This window comes from Actinoplanes sp. NBC_00393 (assembly GCF_036053395.1).
In the GTDB taxonomy this organism is placed as follows: Bacteria; Actinomycetota; Actinomycetes; order Mycobacteriales; family Micromonosporaceae; genus Actinoplanes.
In genome coordinates, this window is the sequence record NZ_CP107942.1 from 9,184,184 (window position 1) to 9,204,759 (window position 20,576).

General features: G+C 71.0%; 17 protein-coding genes. 13 read left to right on the forward strand and 4 right to left on the reverse strand.

Annotated features, from left to right (window positions below; all coding sequences use genetic code 11):
- Positions 1 to 123 precede the first annotated feature (123 nt).
- Both OHA21_RS42610 and OHA21_RS42615 read left to right on the forward strand, forming a co-directional pair.
- Positions 124 to 1,815, forward strand: coding sequence for an ABC transporter ATP-binding protein (locus tag OHA21_RS42610; protein WP_328465074.1), 1,692 nt, complete (start codon positions 124 to 126; stop codon positions 1,813 to 1,815).
- Positions 1,812 to 3,581: an ABC transporter ATP-binding protein gene (locus OHA21_RS42615; protein ID WP_328465076.1), complete on the forward strand. Its 1,770-nt coding sequence runs from the start codon at positions 1,812 to 1,814 to the stop codon at positions 3,579 to 3,581. Before OHA21_RS42610 ends, OHA21_RS42615 begins: the two co-directional genes overlap by 4 nt.
- A gap of 98 nt (positions 3,582 to 3,679) precedes the next feature.
- Here OHA21_RS42615 and groL read toward each other — a convergent pair whose 3' ends face one another.
- Positions 3,680 to 5,335: a chaperonin GroEL gene (gene groL / locus OHA21_RS42620; RefSeq protein ID WP_328465078.1), complete on the reverse strand. Its 1,656-nt coding sequence runs from the start codon at positions 5,333 to 5,335 to the stop codon at positions 3,680 to 3,682.
- Positions 5,336 to 5,409: 74 nt separating this feature from the next.
- Positions 5,410 to 5,724: a co-chaperone GroES gene (gene groES / locus OHA21_RS42625; RefSeq protein WP_014440794.1), complete on the reverse strand. Its 315-nt coding sequence runs from the start codon at positions 5,722 to 5,724 to the stop codon at positions 5,410 to 5,412.
- 215 nt (positions 5,725 to 5,939) lie between these two features.
- On the opposite strand from groES, the gene OHA21_RS42630 reads away from it, so the two are divergent.
- The 10 genes from OHA21_RS42630 to OHA21_RS42675 all read left to right on the forward strand — a co-directional run bounded on the left by OHA21_RS42630 (position 5,940) and on the right by OHA21_RS42675 (position 18,408).
- Complete coding sequence (locus tag OHA21_RS42630; RefSeq protein ID WP_328465080.1) at positions 5,940 to 7,124, forward strand: class I SAM-dependent methyltransferase; 1,185 nt, start codon at positions 5,940 to 5,942, stop codon at positions 7,122 to 7,124.
- Between the two features lie 52 nt (positions 7,125 to 7,176).
- A complete protein-coding gene (gene ybaK / locus OHA21_RS42635; RefSeq protein ID WP_328465082.1) occupies positions 7,177 to 7,659 on the forward strand; it encodes a Cys-tRNA(Pro) deacylase in 483 nt (160 codons plus the stop codon).
- A gap of 362 nt (positions 7,660 to 8,021) precedes the next feature.
- Entirely contained in the window at positions 8,022 to 9,131 is a 1,110-nt protein-coding gene (locus OHA21_RS42640; protein WP_328465084.1) for a sugar ABC transporter substrate-binding protein, read from the forward strand.
- 164 nt (positions 9,132 to 9,295) lie between these two features.
- On the forward strand, positions 9,296 to 10,099 hold the full coding sequence (locus tag OHA21_RS42645) for an ATP-binding cassette domain-containing protein (RefSeq protein ID WP_328465087.1): 804 nt from the start codon (positions 9,296 to 9,298) through the stop codon (positions 10,097 to 10,099).
- Positions 10,096 to 11,352 carry a sugar ABC transporter permease gene (locus OHA21_RS42650; RefSeq protein ID WP_328465089.1) on the forward strand — a complete coding sequence of 419 codons (1,257 nt, stop codon included), beginning with the start codon at positions 10,096 to 10,098 and terminating at the stop codon, positions 11,350 to 11,352. Before OHA21_RS42645 ends, OHA21_RS42650 begins: the two co-directional genes overlap by 4 nt.
- 34 nt (positions 11,353 to 11,386) lie before the next feature.
- Entirely contained in the window at positions 11,387 to 12,565 is a 1,179-nt protein-coding gene (locus OHA21_RS42655; protein WP_328465091.1) for an ROK family transcriptional regulator, read from the forward strand.
- 84 nt (positions 12,566 to 12,649) lie between these two features.
- Positions 12,650 to 14,119 (forward strand): insulinase family protein, encoded by a 1,470-nt coding sequence (locus OHA21_RS42660; protein ID WP_328465093.1) that lies wholly within the window; start codon positions 12,650 to 12,652, stop codon positions 14,117 to 14,119.
- Between the two features lie 56 nt (positions 14,120 to 14,175).
- Positions 14,176 to 15,120: a hypothetical protein gene (locus tag OHA21_RS42665; RefSeq protein WP_328465095.1), complete on the forward strand. Its 945-nt coding sequence runs from the start codon at positions 14,176 to 14,178 to the stop codon at positions 15,118 to 15,120.
- Positions 15,117 to 16,826, forward strand: coding sequence for a M16 family metallopeptidase (locus OHA21_RS42670; RefSeq protein WP_328465097.1), 1,710 nt, complete (start codon positions 15,117 to 15,119; stop codon positions 16,824 to 16,826). The genes OHA21_RS42665 and OHA21_RS42670 overlap by 4 nt, the downstream gene beginning before the upstream one ends.
- Before the next feature lie 13 nt (positions 16,827 to 16,839).
- Complete coding sequence (locus OHA21_RS42675; protein ID WP_328465099.1) at positions 16,840 to 18,408, forward strand: molybdopterin-dependent oxidoreductase; 1,569 nt, start codon at positions 16,840 to 16,842, stop codon at positions 18,406 to 18,408.
- A 159-nt stretch (positions 18,409 to 18,567) separates the two neighbouring features.
- Here OHA21_RS42675 and OHA21_RS42680 read toward each other — a convergent pair whose 3' ends face one another.
- Complete coding sequence (locus OHA21_RS42680; protein ID WP_328465101.1) at positions 18,568 to 18,954, reverse strand: WhiB family transcriptional regulator; 387 nt, start codon at positions 18,952 to 18,954, stop codon at positions 18,568 to 18,570.
- 231 nt (positions 18,955 to 19,185) lie between these two features.
- Here OHA21_RS42680 and OHA21_RS42685 point away from each other — a divergent pair, with 231 nt between their 5' ends.
- Positions 19,186 to 20,037 (forward strand): response regulator transcription factor, encoded by an 852-nt coding sequence (locus tag OHA21_RS42685; protein ID WP_328465103.1) that lies wholly within the window; start codon positions 19,186 to 19,188, stop codon positions 20,035 to 20,037.
- Between the two features lie 60 nt (positions 20,038 to 20,097).
- Here OHA21_RS42685 and OHA21_RS42690 read toward each other — a convergent pair whose 3' ends face one another.
- On the reverse strand, positions 20,098 to 20,499 hold the full coding sequence (locus OHA21_RS42690; protein WP_328478898.1) for a DUF5319 domain-containing protein: 402 nt from the start codon (positions 20,497 to 20,499) through the stop codon (positions 20,098 to 20,100).
- Between the last annotated feature and the right edge of the window lie 77 nt (positions 20,500 to 20,576).

A 20,576-nucleotide genomic window follows, 5' to 3' on the forward strand; every position in this document is an offset into this window, starting at 1 on the left:
GTCGCAGTACTCGCACCTCGGCTTTACCGTCGGGGCCTGATGCGAATGAACCTTTTTCAACGTGGCGAGGCCGGCAGTACCTGGAAGCGGTCAACGGCCCGGCGCCGTTGGGCTCGAAGCCAGGTGGAAAAAGGTTCACTGCCCGAGCCGGATCCCGGCCTGCCCGACTCTCGGTCCGCCCTGCGTTATCTGTACTGGTTGGTCCGGTCCGCCCGCTTGACGACGATCGCCGCTGCGTTGCTCGCGATCGCCTGGATGGGATGTCAGGCGCTGGCTCCGGCGGTCGTCGGCCTGTCCGTCGACGCGGCCGTGGACCGCGACTGGCGTGCCCTGCTCGGCTGGGTCGCGATCCTGCTCGGGGTCGGCGCCGCGCAGGCGGTGGCCGGGATCTGCCGGCACCGGTTCGCCGTGGTGAATTGGCTGGGCGCGTCGTTCCGGACGGTGCAGGCGGTGGTCCGGCATGCGAACCGGCTCGGTTCCACCCTGCCGCGCCGGCTCGACGCCGGTGAGGTCGTGGCGATCGGCACCTCGGACATCACCCACATCGGCGCGGCCGTCGACATCGTCTCCCGGGGTGTCGGCGCGGTGCTCGCGGTCGTCACGGTCACCGTCCTGCTCTTGCGTACGTCGGTGCCGCTCGGCCTGATCGTGGTGATCGGTGTGCCGCTGCTGATGCTGGTGGTGAGCCTGCTCATCCGTCCCCTGCACCGGCGCCAGCAGGCGTACCGGGAGAAGCAGGGGCTGCTCACCAGCCGGGCCGCCGACCTGGTCTCCGGTCTGCGGGTGCTGCGCGGCGTCGGCGGCGAGGCGTTGATGGCGAGCCGCTACCGCCAGGAGTCGCAGCAGCTCGGGGCGGCCGGGGTCTACACCGCGCGGGTGGAAGCTCTGCTCGAGGCGGCGCAGGTGCTGCTCCAAGGGGCGCTGCTGGTGTCGGTCACCCTGGTGGGGGCACGGTTCGCGTCGAACGGGCAGATCACGGTCGGGCAGTTCGTGTCGTTCTACGCGTACGCGGCGTTCCTGGTGGCGCCGCTGCGGCAGCTCACCGACGCGATCGACAAGCTGACCCGCGGCCACGTCTCGGCCCGCCGGGTGGTGGCGATGCTCGGGGTGGAGAGCGACCTGCCCGATGCGCCGCGGGCAGGACCGCTGCCGGCCGGTGAGCTGGCCGACCCGGACTCGGGACTGCGGATCCCGGCGAACCGGTTCACGGCGATCGTCGCGGCGGAACCGGTGGACGCGGCCCGGATCGCCGATCGGCTGGGCCGGTACGCGGACGGGGCGACCCTCGGTGGCGTACCGCTGGCGGACGTGACCCTGGCCTCGGTGCGGGAGCGGATCCTGGTCGTCGAGAACGAGGCCCGGCTCTTCTCCGGCCGGTTGCGGGCCGACCTGGATCCCTACGACCGGGGCACTCTCGAGGCGGCACTGGAGGCCGCGGCCGCGACCGACATCGTCGAGGAACTGCCGGACGGTGTGCGGAACATGGTCGACGAGCGCGGACGCTCCTTCTCCGGCGGGCAGCAGCAACGCCTCCGGCTGGTCCGGGCACTGGTCGCCGACCCGGAGATCCTGATCCTGGTCGAGCCGACGAACGCGGTGGACGCGCACACCGAGGCGCGGATCGCGGCCGGGGTACGGGAGATGCGCGCCGGGCGTACGACGGTGATCTGCACGTCGAGCCCGCTGGTGCTGAGCCGCGTCGACCGCGTCTGCTACCTCGAGTCCGGCCGGGTGGTCGCCGCCGGATCGCATGCCGACCTGCTCCGATCCCATCCCCGGTACGCCCGGATGGTGCAGCGTGAGGATCAGCCGTGAGCCGCGCGCTGCCGGTGGCGGACTCGGTACAGGTCCGCCGGTACGCGCGTGACCTGGTCCGCCGCTACCCGGCCCTGTTCCGGGCGACCGTCGGCCTGCACGTCGCCGCCGCCCTGGCCGCCCTGGCCGGGCCGCGGCTGCTCGGCAACCTGGTGGAGGCCATCCGCGACGGCGCCACCGTCGCGGCACTGGACCGGCTGATCTTCACGATCGCGGGATTCGTGCTGCTGCGCGGGATCCTGACCCGGTTCGCGTACCTCGCCTCGGCTCGTCTCGGGGAGCGGATCCTGGCCCGGCTCCGCGAGGAGTTCCTCTGCCGGGTGCTGACCCTGCCGCTGGCCACAGTGGAGTCGGCGGGCACCGGTGACCTGCTGACCCGGACCACCCGGGACGTGGACGCGCTGTCCAAGTGCGTCCGGTTCGCGGTGCCGGAAACCATGATCGCAATGATCACGCTGGTCCTGGTGGTCGTCGCGTTGCTGCTGGTCAGTCCGCTGTTCGCGGTGCCACTGCTGATCGGCGTGCCGATCATGGTGATCGGCACGCGCTGGTATCTGCGCCGGGCGCCGTCCGCGTATCTGCGGCAGAACGCGGCGTACTCGGACGTGACCGAGGGACTGAGCGAGACGGTCGAGGGCGCGCGGACCGTCGAGGCGCTGGGTCGCCAGCGGCAGCGGATCGAGCGGACCGACAAGGACCTGCGGAAGTCCTGGCGGGCTGAGCGGTACACGCTGTTCCTGCGTACCGTCTGGTGGCCGATGATCGAGATCAGCTACGTCCTGCCGGTGGCGGTCACCCTGCTCTACGGCGGCTGGCTGAACCTGCGCGGCCTGGTGACCCTGGGCCAGCTGACCTCGGCGGTGATCTACGTCCAGTTGCTGGTCGACCCGCTGGACCGGCTCTCCGGCTGGCTGGACGAACTGGAGGTCGGCGCGGCCTCGCTGGCCCGGCTGCTCGGTGTCGCAGCGGTGGCGGCGCCGATGCCGGCGACCGTGCCGGAGATCCCCGACAACCGCATCGAGATGCGCGGTGTCCACTTCGCCTACCAGGCCGATCGCGAGGTACTGCACGGCGTCGACCTGATCCTGGAACCGGGCGAGCGGCTGGCCGTGGTCGGCGTCTCGGGCGCCGGGAAGTCCACTCTGGGCCGCCTGCTCGCCGGCGTGTACCAGCCGACCAGGGGCATCGTCACGGTGGGCGGGGTGTCGCTCGGGGAACTGCCGCCCGAACGGTTGCGTGCCGAGGTCGCGCTGGTCACCCAGGAACATCACATCTTCATCGGCACGCTGCGCGACAACGTCGCGATGGCACGTCCCGGCGTGCCGGAGGGCGAGGTACGCGCAGCGCTCACCGCCATGCACGCGCAGAACTGGGTGGACCGCCTGCCGAACGGGCTGGACACCGTGGTCGGCGCCGGCGGGCATCTGCTGTCGCCCGCTCAGGCGCAGCAGGTGGCGCTGGCCCGGCTGATCCTCGCCGATCCCCACACGCTGGTCCTCGACGAGGCCACCGCGCTGCTGGACCCACGGGCGGCCCGCGACCTGGAACGGTCCCTGGCGGCGGTGGTGCGCGGCCGCACGGTGGTGGCGATCGCGCACCGCCTGTTCTCGGCACACGACGCCGACCGGGTGGCGGTGGTCGAGGACGGCCGGATCGTCGAGGTCGGGCCGCACGACAAGCTGGTGGCGGCGGGTGGGGCGTACGCGGCTCTGTGGCGCTCCTGGCAGGGCAGCCCGGACCCGTGGCTGGTCAACAGGGCTGTTTGAGCGACGCCGGAACAGCCCTGTCAACCAGCCACGTTGCCCGGCCGAGCAACGCAAAGGGCGCGCCGGCATGCCGGCGCGCCCTGCGTGTGAGTGCTCGGTCAGAAGCCCGGGCCGTGCTGGTGGCCGTGACCACCCGGACCGTGGCTGTGACCGTGTCCACCGGCAGCGGCCGGGGCCGGCTCGGCCGGCTTCTCGACCACGAGGCTCTCGGTGGTCAGCAGCAGACCGGCGATCGAGACGGCGTTGGAGACCGCGTTGCGGGTCACCTTCACCGGGTCGATGATGCCGGCCGCGGCCAGGTCGACGTACTCGTCGGTGGCCGCGTTGAGGCCGTGGCCCCAGCCCAGCTCGTTGACCTTGCCCACCACGACGTAGCCGTCGTGACCGGCGTTCTGCGCGATCCACCGCAGCGGCTCCACCAGCGACTTGCGGACGATCGCAACACCGATCGCCTCCTCGCCGGTGAGGCCGAGACCGCCGTCGAGCTCCTTGGCGACCTGGGCGAGGGCGGCGCCACCGCCGGGGACGGTGCCTTCCTCGACGGCCGCCTTGGTCGCCGCGATGGCGTCCTCGATGCGGTGCTTGCGCTCCTTCATCTCGACCTCGGTCGCGGCACCGACCTTGATCACCGCGATGCCGCCGGAGAGCTTGGCCAGCCGCTCCGCGAGCTTCTCCCGGTCCCAGTCGGAGTCGGACGCCTCGATCTCCTTGCGGATCTGCGCGACCCGGTCGGCGACCTCGGAGGCCTGACCGCCACCGTCGACGATGGTGGTGTTCTCCTTGTCGACGACGATCCGCCGGGCGCTGCCCAGCGACTCGAGGCCGACCTGGTCGAGCTTGTAGCCGAGCTCGGGGGCGATCAGCTCGCCACCGGTGGCGATCGCCAGGTCCTGCAGGATCGCCTTGCGGCGGTCACCGAAACCGGGCGCCTTCACCGCGGCGACCTTGATGGTCTTGCGCAGCGAGTTCACCACGAGGGTGGAGAGCGCCTGGCCCTCGACGTCCTCGGCGATGATCAGCAGCGGCTTGCCGCCCTGCAGCACCTTCTCCAGCAGCGGGAGCAGCTCCTCGATGCTGGAGATCTTCTGGGTGGTGATGAGGATGTGTGCGTCCTCGAGCACCGCCTCCTGAGACTCCGCGTCGGTCACGAAGTTCGGCGAGATGAAACCCTTGTCGAACTGGAGACCCTCGGTGACCTCGAGCTCGGTGTGCAGCGCCGAGCCCTCCTCGACGGTGATGACACCGTCGCGGCCGACCCGGTCCATCGCGTCGGCGATCAGCTCGCCGATGGTGGCGTCCTGGGCGGAGATGGTGGCCACGTTGGCGATCGCCTTGTGGTCGGCGACCTCGACGGCCTTGCCCAGCAGAGCCTTGGACACGACCTCGGAGGCCTGGTCCATGCCGCGCTTGAGGCCGATCGGGTTCGCGCCCGCGGTCACGTTGCGCAGGCCCTCGCGGACCAGCGCCTGCGCGAGCACGGTAGCGGTGGTGGTCCCGTCGCCGGCGACGTCGTTGGTCTTGGTCGCCACCTCCTTGACGAGCTGCGCGCCAAGGTTCTCGTACGGGTCGGTGAGCTCGATCTCCTTGGCGATGGTCACACCATCGTTGGTGATCGTCGGAGCGCCGAACTTCTTGTCCAGGACGACGTTGCGCCCGCGCGGGCCGAGAGTGACCTTGACCGTGTCGGCGAGCGTGTTGACGCCGTGCTCCAGCAGGTGCCGGGCGTCGTCAGAGAAGCTGAGAATCTTCGCCATGCATTGGTCCCTTCACGCACCGACGCCCTGCCCCGATTTCGTCGGAACAGGGCGTCTGCGCAGTCAGTTAGGTCTTACTTCTCGATGACCGCGAGGACGTCGCGGGCGGAGAGCACCAGGTACTCCTCGCCGGCGTACTTGACCTCGGTGCCGCCGTACTTCGAGTAGAGGACCACGTCGCCGACCTTGACATCGAGCGGAACGCGGTTGCCCTTGTCGTCGATCCGGCCGGGGCCGACAGCGAGGACGGTGCCCTCCTGCGGCTTCTCCTTCGCGGTGTCGGGGATCACGATGCCGGACGCGGTGGTGGTCTCGGCCTCGTTCGCCTGGACCACGATGCGGTCCTCGAGCGGCTTGATCGCAACCTTGGTCGCGGTAGTCACGGGCATACCCTCCTGGGTACAGGTTTCGCCGGCCTTGAACCAGGCCGGTCTGATGCCTCATGCCACCGGGCGGGGCCGTCGTCGCGGGTGCCGGTCCGCCTGGTGCCTAACCGCACGGACGGGCCGGGCGGCTGGCACCCTCATGTTGAGAGTGCTAACCGGAGACTATTCCGGAACTAGCACTCCGTCAACCAGAGTGCCAACCTGTCACGCCAGGGAGAATGCCTGGTGTGACCTCTGAGCCGTTGTCGTTGTTGCGTACCCCGGAAGGGGCGGAAGCCCTGGCCGTGGCGGCCGAGATCGGCGGCGGTGAGCCACTCGCCGCGGCCTCGGCCATGCGGGCCCGGGGCATCGGCGCGGAGCTCGCCGCAGCCGCCTTGACCCAGGCTAGTTTGCGCGAGCGCGCGGCGATGAAGTTCGGGCCGGACGCGGCGCGGATGTTCTTCACCCGGGCCGGACTGGAGCAGGCGACGCGAGCGGTGGTCGCCGACCGGCGAGCGAGGCGCCTCGCGGCCGCCGGCGTGCGAACGATGGCCGACCTGGGCTGCGGGCTGGGCTCCGACGCGCTGGCGGCGGCACGTCAGGGCATCCGGGTGTACGCCGTGGACGCCGATCCCTCGACCGCGGCGATGGCGGCCGCGAACGCCGAAGCCGCCGGGCTGGCCGACCTGATCACCGTGGCCTGCGCCGACGCGACCACGGTGGAGGTGGAGGGCTACGACGCGGTCTTCGCCGACCCGGCCCGGCGGCAGGCCGGCCGGGGACGGGTGTTCGACCCGAAGGCGTACTCGCCGCCCTGGGACTTCGTGATCGGGCTGGCCGGCCGGGTGCCGCGTACCGTGCTCAAGCTCGCCCCCGGGATCGACCACGGGCTGCTGCCGCCGGGTGCCGAGGGGGAGTGGGTGAGCGTCGGCGGGGACCTGGTGGAGGCGGCGTTCTGGTGCGGGCCGCTGGCCGCGGCGCCCCGCCGGGCCACGCTGCTCGGCCGGGACACCGCGGAACTCACCGGTTCCGGCACCGACGCCGCGCCGGTCGGGCCGATCGGCGCCTGGATCTACGACCCCGACCCGGCGGTGGTCCGATCGCACCTGGTCGCCGAGTTCGCCGAGACGATCGGTGGACGGCTGGCCGACCCGTCGATCGCCTACGTCTACACCGACGAGCCGGTGGACACTCCGTACGGCCGGCGGCTCGGCGTGACCGACGTGCTGCCGTTCTCCCTGAAGCGGCTGCGGGCGCTGTTGCGCGAGCGTGGCGTCGGCCGGCTGGAGATCCGCAAGCGCGGCTCGGCGCTGATCCCCGACCAGTTGCGCCGGGATCTGAAGCTGTCCGGGCCGAACGCGGCCGGTCTGGTGCTCACCCGGGTGGACGGGGCACCGCTCGCGCTTCTGACAACAACGTCGTAACAGGTGGTTATCGGGCGCGCCTGGTGATCGTTCACCGGAGTAGCGTGCGCCCATGGCCAAGAAAGCGGCCGGTACGCCGGCCACCGTCTTGCTGACCGCGGAACGGGTTCCACACACCCTCCATCCGTACGAGGTCTCCCCGGAGGCGCCCAACTACGGCGCTCTCGTCGCGCAGGCCCTCGGCGTCGAGCCGGAGCGGCTCTTCAAGACGTTGATCGCCGAGGTCGATGGGCGGCTGGTCGTCGGCGTCGTGCCGGTGACCGGCGATTTGGACCTGAAGGCGCTGGCCGCCGCGGCCGGGGGCAAGCGCGCGGCGCTCGCCGACCGGGTCGCGGCCGAGCGCAGCAGCGGTTATGTGCGCGGCGGGATCAGTCCGCTCGGCCAGCGCAAGCGCCTGCCCACGGTGGTCGACGACTCGGCATCCGGATTGGACGTGATGTATGTCTCGGCGGGCCGTCGCGGGCTTCAGGTCGCGCTCTCGCCGGGCGATCTGCTCCGGCTGACCGGGGCGACGCTGGCGCCGATCCGGGGCTGAGTCCCGTTGATCCGCACCGGTCGCGCGATCGTAGTCAGCGGACGAAAAGGTCTGTTCTTAGGGGTTCTCGTCCCACCGGACACGAATGTTACCTAGCGTTACCTCGTGGGATCTCTGGAAGCACCTTCCAGGCGCTCAGCGGACCCTTGCGACGCTGCTGTGTTGCCGGATTGTTATCCCTCGTTACGGGATAGACCCTCGTTGCGGCTTGTGTTGTCGGCCACGATGGGAATACGTTGCCGGGCACAACAAACCGGTTCCTGATCCATCGGCGTCACCCAGGGGAGCGGTACTCCCAGGCAACGCGACCCTGACAAATCCGAACCAAGGCCCCGGATTTACCCCCCGAAAGGACATAAGGAATGCGTAAGGGACTGTTCGCCCTTGCCGCGGTCGGCCTGATGGCCACCGGAAGCATGGCCGCATGCGGCGACAACAGCGGCGACTCCGGCACCGACAGCGGCAGCGGCAACGCCGCCTCGGCGGGCAAGGTCGGCGTGATCCTGCCCGACACCAAGAGCTCCGCCCGCTGGGCGACCGCCGACCTGAAGTACCTCACCGAGGCCTTCAAGGCGGCCGGTGTCGAGGCCGACATCCAGAACGCCCAGGGTGACAAGACCCAGTTCCAGACGATCGCCGACGGCATGATCACCAGCGGCGTCAAGGTTCTGATGATCGTCAACCTGGACTCCGGCACCGGCAAGGCCGTGCTGGACAAGGCGAAGGCCGCGGGCATCGCGACCATCGACTACGACCGCCTGACCCTGAACGGCGGCGCGGACTACTACGTGTCGTTCGACAACGTGGCGGTCGGCAAGCTCCAGGGCGAGGGCCTGGTCCAGTGCCTCACCGACCTGAAGGCCACCAAGCCGGTCGTGGCGCAGCTGCACGGTTCGCCCACCGACAACAACGCCACCCTGTTCAAGGAGGGCTACCAGTCGGTTCTGAAGCCCAAGTTCGACTCGGGTGAGTACGTGCAGGGCCCGGAAGAGGCCGTTCCGGACTGGGACAACGCCCAGGCCGGCACCATCTTCGAGCAGCAGCTGACCTCGAACAAGGCGATCAAGGGTGTCCTGGCCGCGAACGACGGCCTCGGCAACGCCGCGATCCAGGTGCTGAAGAAGAACAAGCTGAACGGCCAGGTCCCGGTGACCGGTCAGGACGCCACCGTGCAGGGTCTGCAGAACATCCTCGCCGGTGACCAGTGCATGACGGTCTACAAGGCCATCAAGAAGGAGGCCGACGCCGCGGCCGAGCTGGCGATCGCGCTGGCCAAGCAGCAGGCGCCGTCCACCGCCACCGACACGGTGAAGGACGTGGAGTCCGGCAAGGACGTCAAGGCCGTCCTGCTCGACCCGCAGTCGATCACCAAGGCGAACGTGAAGGACGTCGTCGCTGACGGCTTCGTCACCAAGGAGGAGCTCTGCACCGCCGACTTCGCCAAGGCTTGCACGGACGCGGGCATCAGCTGACCTTCAGCTGACGAAAAGCCTGATCCGTACGGCTGAGGCCGGCGCCGCCCACGTCCGCGTGGGCGGCGCCGGAGTCGGTTTTGCAACACCTCCCGCACGCGGCTAGCCACGACGAAGTGGTGCGGCCTCGACGAAACCGGTCACCGAACGAAGGAGAACCACCCGTGGCCGCGACACCCCTTCTGGAGCTGCGCGGGATCGACAAGAGCTTCGGTCCTGTCCAGGTCCTGCACGACGTCGGGCTCAGCGTCTACCCGGGCGAGGTAACCGCCCTGGTCGGCGACAACGGCGCAGGCAAGTCCACGCTGGTCAAGTGCATCAGCGGCATCTACAACATCGACGCGGGCACGGTGACCTTCGAGGGCCGTGAGGTCGCGATCCACACCCCCCGTGACGCCTCCGCGCTCGGCATCGAGGTCGTCTACCAGGACCTCGCGCTCTGCGACAACCTGGACATCGTCCAGAACATGTTCCTCGGCCGCGAGAAGAAGAACGGCATCGTCCTCGACGAGGACACCATGGAGGAGATGGCCGGGGAGACCCTGCGCAGCCTCTCGGTGCGGACCGTCAAGTCGCTGCGCCAGCTGGTCTCCAGCCTCTCCGGCGGTCAGCGGCAGACCGTGGCGATCGCCAAGTCGGTGCTCTGGAACAGCAAGGTCGTCATCCTCGACGAGCCGACCGCCGCGCTGGGCGTCGCCCAGACCGCGCAGGTGCTCGAGCTGGTCCGCCGGCTCGCCGACAACGGTCTCGGCGTCGTGCTGATCTCGCACAACATGAACGACGTCTTCGCGGTCTCGGACCGGATCGCCGCGCTCTACCTCGGCCGGATGGCCGCTCAGGTCAAGGCGTCCGATGTCACCCACTCCCAGGTCGTCGAGCTGATCACCGGCGGGCGCAGCGGCAACCTCGGCCTGCCGCCGGAGAAGCCCTCCGACTTCATCGACATCACGCCGGGAGAGGCCCAGTGACCACCACGACCACGACCACGGCGGGCGGGATCCAGGCCGTCAAGCCGACGGTGTCCAGCCACATTCGCGACTACTGGGCCCGGGTCCGCGGCGGCGACCTCGGCACCCTCCCGGCCGTCCTGGGACTTCTCGTCCTCACGCTGATCTTCAGCGTCGCCCGGCCGGACACGTTCCTCAGCGCGCTCAACTTCGCGAACCTGTTCAACCAGGGCGCCCAGGTGACCTTCATCGCCATGGGCCTGGTCTTCGTGCTGCTGCTCGGCGAGATCGACCTCTCGGCCGGCTTCGCGAGCGGCGTCTGCGGCGCGATCATGGCCATCCTGCTCACCAACGAGGGCATGGCCTGGTACATCGCGGTCCCGGCCGCGATGATCACCGGCATCATCATCGGTCTGGCGCTCGGCGTGCTCGTCGCCAAGCTCGGCATCCCGTCGTTCGTCGTGACCCTGGCGGCCTTCCTCGCCTTCCAGGGCATCCTGCTGACCCTCCTGGAGGGCGGCAAGAACATCTCGATCACCGACGAGTTCGTCCGCGCGCTGAACAACGACACCATGTCGGTCCTGTGGAGCTGGGTCTTCGCGATCGTCTGCATCGTCGGCTTCGCGTTCGTGCAGCTCAACCGGTACCGCCGGCGTGCCGCCAAGAACCTCGTCACCGACCCGCTGGGCATCGTCCTGCTGCGCATCGCCGGCCTCACCGTGCTGTTCGTGGCGGCCACCCTGGTGCTCACCCAGGAGCGCGCGATCAACGTGGCGATCACCTCGCTCAAGGGCACCCCGATCGTCGTACCGATCATCGCGGTGTTCCTGGTGGTCTGGACGTTCGTGCTCAGCCGCACCACCTACGGCCGGCACGTCTACGCGGTCGGCGGCAACACCGAGGCGGCCCGCCGCGCCGGTATCCCGGTCGACCGGATCCGCATCTCGGTCTTCGTGATCTGCTCGTTCATGGCGGCCATCGGCGGCATCCTGGTGGTCAGCCGGGCCAGCTCGGTCGACCCGAACACCGGTGGCAGCAACATCCTGCTCTACTCGGTGGGCGCGGCGGTCATCGGCGGCACCAGCCTCTTCGGCGGCAAGGGCAAGGTGATCAACGCGGTGATCGGTGGCGCGGTGATCGCGGTGATCGACAACGGCATGGGCCTGATGGGCTTCGCGCCGGGCACCCGGTACATCGTGACCGGCCTCATCCTGCTGACCGCGGCCAGCGTCGACGCACTGGCGCGGCGCCGAGCCTCCGCAACAGGTAACTGATGCGCCGAAACCCGGGGCCGGGGACGGGACGCTGATGCGTGCCGGCCCCAGCCAGGAAGAGGTACGCCGGTACAACCTCGGAACGCTCCTGCGTTACGTGCACACGCACGGCGCGACGTCGCGTGCCGAGTTGACCAACCGGCTCGGCCTCAACCGCAGCACCATCGGGGCACTCACCGCCGAGCTGATCAGCGCGGGGCTGGTCACCGAGGCGGTGCCACGGGAGACCGGCCGGGCCGGGCGACCTTCACTGGTCGTCCGGCCCGAGTCGGGCAAGGTGTACGCGTACGCGCTCAGCATCGAGGTGGACCGGCTGCGCGCGGCCCGGGTCGGCCTCGGCGGGCGGATCCTGGAGCAGTACGAGACCGCCCGCCCGCCCGGGATGAGCTCCGACGACGCGGTGCAGCCGCTCGCCGACTTCATCCGGGCCATGCGTGCCGGGGTGGCCGACGACGCCAAGTGCGTGGGCAGCGGCCTGGCCGTGGCCGGCATGGTGCGGCGGCAGGACGGCCTGGTCCGTCTCGCGCCGACGATCGGGTGGGTCGAGGAGCCGGTCGGCGCGGCTCTGCGGGCCGAGCTCGGTGAGTCGGGCCGGCTCACGGTCGGCAACCACGCGGATGTCTGCGCTCTCGCCGAACATGCCCGCGGCGCGGCCCTGAACTGCGACAACGTCATCTACCTGTACGGCGATGTGGGCGTCGGCGCCGGCATCGTGGCCGGTGGGCGCCGGGTCATGGGACACGGCGGGTACGGCGGCGAGGTCGGCCACATGGTCGTCAACCCGTACGGGCGCCCGTGCTCCTGCGGCTCGCGCGGCTGCTGGGAGACCGAGATCGGCGAGCACGCCCTGCTCCGGCTCGCCGGACGGGCGGACAGCACCGGCCGGGAAGCGGTGCTCGAAGTGGTGGACGCCGCGATGCGCGGTGACAGCCAGGCCCAGCACGCGCTGCGGCAGGTCGGCGACTGGCTCGGGTTCGGCGTCGGCAACCTGGTCAACATCTTCAACCCGGAAGTCGTGATCTTCGGCGGCACCCTGCGCGACGTCTACCTCGGCGCGGCCGCACAGATCCGCAGCCGGCTCAACGCGGTCGGGCTGCCCGCGTGCCGGGAACACGTCCGGCTCCGTACCCCCGAACTCGGCGCGGACGCCGCTCTGATCGGCGCCGCCGAGCTGGCCTTCGAGCATCTGCTGGACGATCCGCTGCTGTCCTGAGCGCCGGTTTCCCCCGCCAGCCGGGGTCCACTGGGGAAGATCTATGCTGCCCGCCATGCTCGCGCGCCATCGGGAACCCCGCTCATGATCGAACAGCTCGAGGTGGACGGCGTACCCACTCTGCTCGCCCCCGTCGTCGGGCCGATGCACGCCGGTCTGGTCTTCCGGGTCGGTGTCGCCGACGAGTCCCCGGTCAACCGCGGGATCACCCACCTCGTCGAGCATCTGGTGCTGCCCGGGCCGGCCCAGGTGAGCAGCCATCTGAACAGCCGGACCGGGATCGAGCACACCTACTTCCACGTGCAGGGTTCCGCCGAGCGGATCGCCGAGTTCCTGGCCGGCGTCTGCGCCGCGCTGCGCCGGCTGCCCACCGACCGGCTCGAGGCCGAGAAGGACGTGCTGCGCAGCGAGGCGGCCGGGCGGGTGACCGATCCGCTGCCGATGCGGCGGCACGGTGCCCGCGACTTCGGCATGCCGAGCTACCCCGAGTGGGGTCTGTCCGGGCTCGCCGCGGAACACCTCAACGAGTGGATCGCCCGCTACTTCACCAGGGCGAACGCCGCACTCTGGGTGGCCGGCGACGAGCTGCCCGCGGGCCTGGCGCTGGACCTGCCGGACGGCACTCGACAGCCGGCTCCGGCACCGTCGTCGGCGCTGCCGGTCAGCCCCGCTGTCTTCGCCGGGCCGGGCGACCGGACAGCCTGGGACACCGTGGTACGCCGGGAGGCGCGGGCCGCGGTCTTCGCCAACGTGCTCGAGCGGCAACTGGACCGGAACCTCTGCGGGAACAGCCCGATCGCCGGCGCGGTCCGGACCGAGTACCAGCCGCGGGCCGCCCGGACGTCCCGGATCACGGCGTTCGCCGAACCCCTGCCGGGCCGGCGGGAGGCCGCGCTGGCCGGGCTGGCCGGTGTGCTGGCCGAGATGCGTACCGGCCGGATCGATGCGGACGACGTGGCCGGCGTGGTCGAGCTGACCTGCGACGGGCTGCGGGAGGCCGAGGAACGCGGCGGGCGGCTGCCGGGACAGGCCTTCAACGTGCTGGCCGGGCTGAGCGTGCGCAGCCTGGCGGACGCGGTCGCCGACGTGCAGGCGGTCACCGCGGCCGAGGTCGCCGAGGTGGCGGCCGCGGCGTACGACGCGGGCCTGCTGATGACTCCGGCCGGCAGCACGGCCGACATCGCGGGGTACGCGCTGACGCCCCCGGACGCCGGGCCGGTCGTGGCCGGGCGTACCCGGCGCTGCCGGACGGACCGCGGCCTGCGGCTGGTCCACGGCGACGAGGGCATCAGCACCCTCGTCGGCGAGACGGTCCGGACCGTCCGCTACGAGTCGTGCGCGGCCGTGCTGGCCTGGCCGGACGGCGGCCGCGAGCTGATCGGCGAGGACGGCATCACGGTACGCGTCGAGCCCGCCCTGTTCCGCGAGGGCGCCGCTGTGACCAACGAGATCGACACCCGGACACCGGCGTCGCGGCAGATCATCATGCCGGCCCGGGACCCGGAGCAGACCCCGCGGCCGCGCCGCCGGCTGTGGTGGGCGGCGACCGGCTGACCCGCAGCGGGATAACCGGTGCGCGAGGATTTTGATCGACGCTTATGCTGCGCGCCATGTCCCAAGCCACCGACGTGGTGCTCGACCGCGCAGTCGCGTACCCGGAGATCGCTGCTCTGCGGGCCGCCCTGGCCCGCCGTGACTGGCCGGCCAGCCGTGCCGTGCTCGATTCGGCCGGCCCGATGGAGCGGACCGCGCTGATCCGCTCGGTCTGCGAGGACGAGGGCCTGGAGGGGTTCCTGCGTGCCGTGCTCGCCGCGAATCCCGCTGACGGCGCCGCGTCCGCGCTGCTCGGCAGCCACCTGATCGACGTCGGCTGGAAGATCCGGACTGCGGCCCGGGCCCAGTACGTGAGCCGCGAGCAGTTCGCCGCATTCCACGACTGGCTTCGCAAGGCCGAGCAGGTGCTGATCGACGGCGCCGCCTACAACCCGCGGGACCCGGCCGTCTGGACCGCCCGGATCACCTCGGCGCGCGGCCTGCAGCTGGGCCTGGCCGAGAGCCGGCGACGGTACGACCGGCTCGCCGCCGCGGACCCGCACCACCTGCCCGGGCAGCTCCAGCTGCTGCAGATGCTCTGCCCGAAGTGGGACGGGACCTGGGAGCAGGTGCACGAGTTCGCCCGGGACGCGATGGGCGCCGCACCACCCGGCGGCCCGCACGGTCTGATCGTCGCCGAGGCGCACATCGAACACGTCTTCGACGGTGACACCCGGGCGGACATGCTCGGCTACCTCTCGAACGAGCAGGTCCGGGCGGAGATCTACCAGGCGGCGCAGCGGTCCATCTGGCATCCGGGGTTCCGCCGCGGCTACGGCTGGATCGAGGCGCTGAGCACGTTCGCGCTGCTCTTCATGCTCCTCGACGACCAGCGCGCGGCGGCCGCCACGTTCACCGCGATGGGCAACCTGGCGACCCGGCACCCGTGGGACTACCTGGACGACGACGTCGCCACCCAGATCCAGCAGGCTCGGGCCTGGGCCTTCGGAGGCACCCGATGATCACTCAACTCCAGATCGACGGCATCCCCGTGGTGCACGGCCCGGCCACCGGTCCGATGCACGCCGGGCTGGTGTTCCGGGTCGGGTTCGCCGACGAGCCGCTGGCCAAGCGGGGCATCACCCACCTCGTCGAGCACCTGGCCCTGCACTCCTTCGGGGTGGCCGACTACCACTACAACGGCGCGACCTCGGTGGAGTACACGTTCTTCCACACCCGGGGCAGCGAGGCGGACATCGTCAAGTTCCTGAACGGGGTGTGCGCGGCGCTGACCGACCTGCCGATGCACCGGCTCTCCACCGAGAAGGAGATCCTGCGCACCGAGGAGAACAGTCGCAGCGAGGGGCCGACCGAGGCGCTGGCGCTCTGGCGCCACGGCGCCCGCGACTACGGCGTCGTCACCTACCCCGAGTGGGGACTGAGCGGGATCACCCCCGACGACCTGCGCGCCTGGGTCGCCCGGTTCTTCACCCGGCAGAACGCGGCCCTCTGGATCGCCGGCCCGGTTGTGCCCGCCGGGCTCCAGCTCAACCTGCCCAACGGGTACCGCCAGCCGGTTCCGGTGGCGTCGTCGGCCCTTCCGGTGCGCCCGGCGTACTTCTCCCGGCCCTCCAACATGGTGGCCTGGGACGCGGTGGTACGCCGCGACGTGCGCGCCGCGGTCTTCGCCGGAGTCCTGGAACGGGCGCTGTTCCGGTCCCTGCGTCAGGAGAGCGGACTCTCCTACACCGTGCACGCCGGGTACGAGCCGCGGGCCGACGGCAGCGCGGTGCTCTCCGCCTTCGCCGACGCGCTGCCCGAGAAACAGGGTGCGGTGCTCGGCGGATTCGTCGACGTGCTGGCCGCCGTCCGGCTCGGCCTGATCGACCAGGCCGAGGTGACCACGGTCGTCAACCAGCGTGTCGAGGAACTCACCCACGCCGAGGAGCAGGGCGGCCGGCTGCCCGGTCAGGCGTTCAACCTGCTCGCCGGACGGCCGGTGCAGACCCTCGACGAGGCGCTCGCCGAACTGCGCGCGGTCACCCGGGACGACGTCGCCGCGGTCGCCGCCGCCGCGTACGCCGACGGGCTGCTGATGACCCCCGGCCGGGGTGGCGCGGAGTGGGCCGGGTACGCCGCGGCCCCGACCTCGTCCGACCAGGTGGTGCAGGGCATCACGTACCCCTCGATCGAGGATCCGGAGCTGTCCCTGGTCGCGGGTGAGCGCGGGATCAGCATGGTGGGGGACGGCTCGGCCGCGACGGTCTGGTTCGACCAGTGCGCCGCCGTGCTCGCCTGGCCGGACGGCGCTCGGCGGTTCATCGGTCACGACGGCATCCAGGTGAGCGTGGAGCCGACCCTCTTCCCGAACGGGCACTCGCTGATCCCGGCGCTCGACGCCCGGGTCCGGCCGGAGTTGCGGACACCGATGCCGGCCCGCGACGCGGCCCGGATCCCGGTGCCGCAGCCGAGACCACCGCAGGAGGTCCAATCCGCCCCGGAACAGCCGTCGGACAGCGGCGGCACGGTCGGCGCGGTGCTCAGCCTGGTGGTGCTGTCGCCGCTCCTGCTGATCTTCGGACTGCTCGGGCTGGCCATGCTGCTGTCCCTGGTGACCGACAGTGAGGACACCGGCTCGGAGATCATCCTCGGACTGTCCTTCCTGTTCGTGGCCGCAGCCTGCGGATATGGGGCCGCCAAGGCGATCGGGCGGCTGCGCGGGCGCTGACCGGGCGCCGGCGATGCAGGATGGTGAGGTGAACGCATCGATCCGGACCGGGCTCAGCGGGGTGGCGGCAGCCGCGGTGGCACTCGGCGTGGCCGAGTTGGCCGCCGTCCTGACCGGCGCCTCCACCGCGCCTCTGGTGGCGGTCGGTGGCGTGGTGGTCGATCACGTGCCGGCTCCGGTCAAGGATTTCGGCATCGCGGTCTTCGGCGTGCACGACAAGACCGCGCTGCTTGTCGGCACCGCTCTGCTGGTGGCGATTTATGCGTACGGGGTGGGCGCGCTCGGTCGACGCCGGTGGGCGGTTGCGGTCACCGGCATCGCGGTGTTCGGGGCCATCGGGGCCGGGGCAGCGCTCACGCGTACCGGGGCGGGGCCGGCCGCGGTACTGCCGTCCCTGATCGGAGCGGCCGCGGCGGTGCTGGTGCTGCGGCATCTGCTGCGGACGGCCGCGACGGTCGAGGGGCACGCTGCCGAGGTGGCCGAGCCTCGCGTGCCTGCGGCGCCCGCTTCCGCGTACCCCGGTGAAAGCCGGCGCCGCTTCCTGCGTGACCTGGGGATCGTGGCTGCCGTCGCGGCCGCCGGCGGCGTCGCGGGCCGGATGCTGACCTCGCGCCGCGCGGTGACCGCGGCCCGGCAGTCGATCGCGTTGCCGGTCGCGGCCGGACCGGTGCCCACGCCGCCTGCCGGTGCCCAGGCACCCGGCGCCGTCCCGTTCGTCACGCCGAACCGGGACTTCTACCGGATCGACACCGCGCTGGTGACCCCGCAGGTGGACCCGGCGGCCTGGCAGTTGCGCATTCACGGCATGGTCCGCAACCCGATCACGCTGACCTGGGCGGATCTGCTCCGCCGGCCGATGGTGGCGCGCTATCTGACGCTGGCCTGCGTCTCCAACGAGGTGGGCGGCGATCTGATCGGCAACGCGCTCTGGCTGGGTACGCCGATCAAGGACCTGCTCGACGAGGCCGGCCCGCTGCCCGGGGCGGACCAGGTGGTGCAGCGGTCGGTGGACGGCTGGACCTGCGGCACGCCGACCGCGGTGCTGCGGGACGGGCGCGATGCGCTGCTCGCGGTCGGGATGAACGGCGAGCCGCTGCCGGTCGCCCACGGCTTCCCGGTCCGGATGGTCGTTCCCGGACTGTACGGCTACGTCTCCGCCTGCAAGTGGATCACCGAGATCGAGCTGACGAGATTCGCTGACTTCGATGCCTATTGGGTGCCGCGCGGCTGGTCGGCGCAGGCGCCGGTGAAAACCCAGTCCCGAATCGACACCCCGCGCAACGGCGCCTCCCGGCCGGCCGGTGCGGTCACGGTGGCCGGGGTCGCCTGGGCCCAGCATCGGGGGATCGTCAAGGTCGAGGTGCAGGTCGACGACGGTCCCTGGGTGGTCGCGACGCTCGCCCCGACCGTCTCGGTGGACACCTGGGTCCAGTGGAGCGTGGCCTGGACCGCTGAGCCCGGGGAGCACCGGCTCCGAGTGCGGGCGACCGATCGCGACGGGGTGACCCAGACCGCCGATCGCGCCGAACCGGCGCCCGACGGGGCCACCGGGTGGCACGAGGTGACCGTCAACATCGAATAGCGGAAAGCCGCACTTTCGGTCCGACTCGAAAACGCAAGTCGCTCATACGGTGGGTTGCATGTCCACCGATGCGGTTGAAGAACCGCTGAACCACTCGACACGGTCCCCCGCGGAGGACCGTGTCGCCAGCCGTGTGGTGATGCCGCGCGCCGGGCGGCGTCAGGCCGCCGGTGCCTGCCGTTGTGCGGGTACCGCCGTCTTGTGGGGCCGGCCGAGGCGCGCCTCGAGCCGTAGCAGGTCGACCCGTCCGTGACGATCGGCCAGATCCTCCCAGCCGACCGCGAGCAGCCGCAGCCGCTCCGATTCGCTGAAACCTCCCCAGACACCGTACGGCTCGCGGACCGCGAGGGCGTGCGCGGCGCACTCCGCCCGGACCGGGCAGGCGCCACACATGGACTTCGCCTTGGCCTCGCGACGATTGCGGGACGAGCCACGCTCGCCGTCGGGGTGGAAGAACTGCGCACTGTCCCGGCCCCGGCAGAGGCCCAGCCTCTGCCAGTCCCACAAATCGGCGATGGGCCCGGGCAGTCTGCGAACGTTCGACATCAACACCCTCCTCCCGCGCGGCACCGCGGAGCGTTCGTCATGACGGGCCTGGCTCAGGCCTTTCGCGGGTGTACCCCGGCTCACGCCGACTCACACGCAACATGTCGATGTCTTCGCAAGCGGTATGGCAAAGGGGTGGCAAGTCATACCTTTCTTTCCCGTTTTTTCCATCTAAAGCGCGTAATGCTGCGGCCCTCGCGTGATCTCCTCTGAGAGAGAAGGAGGATCACTGTGCGTACCGTCCTCGTGTGCGTCCGAACCCCGCTGGCGGCCCAGACCGTCGCGTCCACCGCGGCCCGGCTCGGCATGACCGGCGTCGTCCGGACCGCGGTCAGCGAGACCGAGGCCATGATCCGACTGGCGGAACGGCCGGCCGAAGTCGTCCTGGCCGACACCGCCGTGACCCGACCCGACAGCGTCGGATTCACCCGGCGCGTCCTGGCCCGCGCGCCACAGGCCCAAGTGGTGCTCTTCGGCGCTGAAGACCCCCGGGTGGCGGCCGCAGCCGTTGCCGCAGGCGCCCGTGGTGTCATCCGTGGCGTCGAACACGACCTGGTCAGCGTCGTCGCCAAGGCACTGCTTCTACTGCTGTTGCCGGTACGCCCGCAGGGCATGCCGATCAACGGCGCCAACGCGCAACCGGCCACCGTGGCCGGCGGCGCGCGCAACAACAACTCCCCGGCGGCCCGGGGTCAGTACCACGGCGGACCCGGCATGGGCGTACCGAACGCGGCGGCGGTACCGGCCATGCTCGGACCGAACGCGCCGATGGTCCCGGCACAGCGTGGTGACGCCCCGATCGACCCGGCGACCGGCCGGCCGATGGTGGCCTGGCCGGGCAACGAGGCCGGGGTCGGTATGGCCGACGCGCAGCCGGCGGGCCGGCGGCTCACGCTCACCGAGCGGGAGCTGCAGGTGCTGCGGGGGATGGCCGACGGCAAGAGCAACGCGGAGATCGGCCGGGAACTGTTCGTCTCCGAGGACACCGTCAAGACCCACGCCCGGCGGTTGTTCCGCAAGCTCGGCGCCCGCGACCGAGCCCACGCCGTAGCCGCAGGCTTTCGGGCAGGCCTCGTCGCCTGACGCATTGCGATCTTGGGCGTCTGACCACCACAAGCGGTGGTGGGGCGCCCAAGATCGTGTCTAGCTCTGCTCTTCTTCAGTGCCCTCGGTGAGGGTGTCGTGGACGCCGTCGGCGTAACCCCGTGCGTACTCCCACGTGACGTAGTGGTCCGGGTCCGGGTCGTACGCCGGCTCGTGCACCCGTGGCCGCCCGCTGCTCAGCAGGTGCCGCAGGTTGCCACGCAGCAGGTCCCAGTCGAAGTAGTGCGGCTCATGGCAGTCCTCGCACTCGATGACCAACCCGCGGATGCCCGTCGGACTCAGCAGCGCCTGATAAATCTCCAGGTCGGAGAGGTCTTCCAGGACGTCCTGCCGCTCGTCCTCGGTCAGCGGTTCGGACTCGGCGTCCTCATTGAGGTCGTCGAGTCCGGCGGCCGGGTCGGTCGGGTCGCCGTTGAACGGGTCGATCGGCTCATCTTGCACCCTCATACCGTACTCACCTCCCGGCCGAGTGTGCTGGCCCGCACGTTCTGTCCGCCGCCCGGGTGCCCCGCGTGGGA

Excerpts from the sequence above, each read along its gene's own strand:
- groL (WP_328465078.1), bottom strand. The coding sequence starts at position 5,335 with ATGGCGAAGATTCTCAGCTTCTCTGACGACGCCCGGCACCTGCTGGAG.
- groES (WP_014440794.1), bottom strand. The coding sequence starts at position 5,724 with ATGCCCGTGACTACCGCGACCAAGGTTGCGATCAAGCCGCTCGAGGAC.
- OHA21_RS42630 (WP_328465080.1), top strand. The coding sequence starts at position 5,940 with ATGCCTGGTGTGACCTCTGAGCCGTTGTCGTTGTTGCGTACCCCGGAA.
- ybaK (WP_328465082.1), top strand. The coding sequence starts at position 7,177 with ATGGCCAAGAAAGCGGCCGGTACGCCGGCCACCGTCTTGCTGACCGCG.
- OHA21_RS42640 (WP_328465084.1), top strand. The coding sequence starts at position 8,022 with ATGCGTAAGGGACTGTTCGCCCTTGCCGCGGTCGGCCTGATGGCCACC.
- OHA21_RS42655 (WP_328465091.1), top strand. The coding sequence starts at position 11,387 with ATGCGTGCCGGCCCCAGCCAGGAAGAGGTACGCCGGTACAACCTCGGA.
- OHA21_RS42660 (WP_328465093.1), top strand. The coding sequence starts at position 12,650 with ATGATCGAACAGCTCGAGGTGGACGGCGTACCCACTCTGCTCGCCCCC.
- OHA21_RS42665 (WP_328465095.1), top strand. The coding sequence starts at position 14,176 with ATGTCCCAAGCCACCGACGTGGTGCTCGACCGCGCAGTCGCGTACCCG.
- OHA21_RS42670 (WP_328465097.1), top strand. The coding sequence starts at position 15,117 with ATGATCACTCAACTCCAGATCGACGGCATCCCCGTGGTGCACGGCCCG.
- OHA21_RS42675 (WP_328465099.1), top strand. The coding sequence starts at position 16,840 with ATGCAGGATGGTGAGGTGAACGCATCGATCCGGACCGGGCTCAGCGGG.
- OHA21_RS42680 (WP_328465101.1), bottom strand. The coding sequence starts at position 18,954 with ATGTCGAACGTTCGCAGACTGCCCGGGCCCATCGCCGATTTGTGGGAC.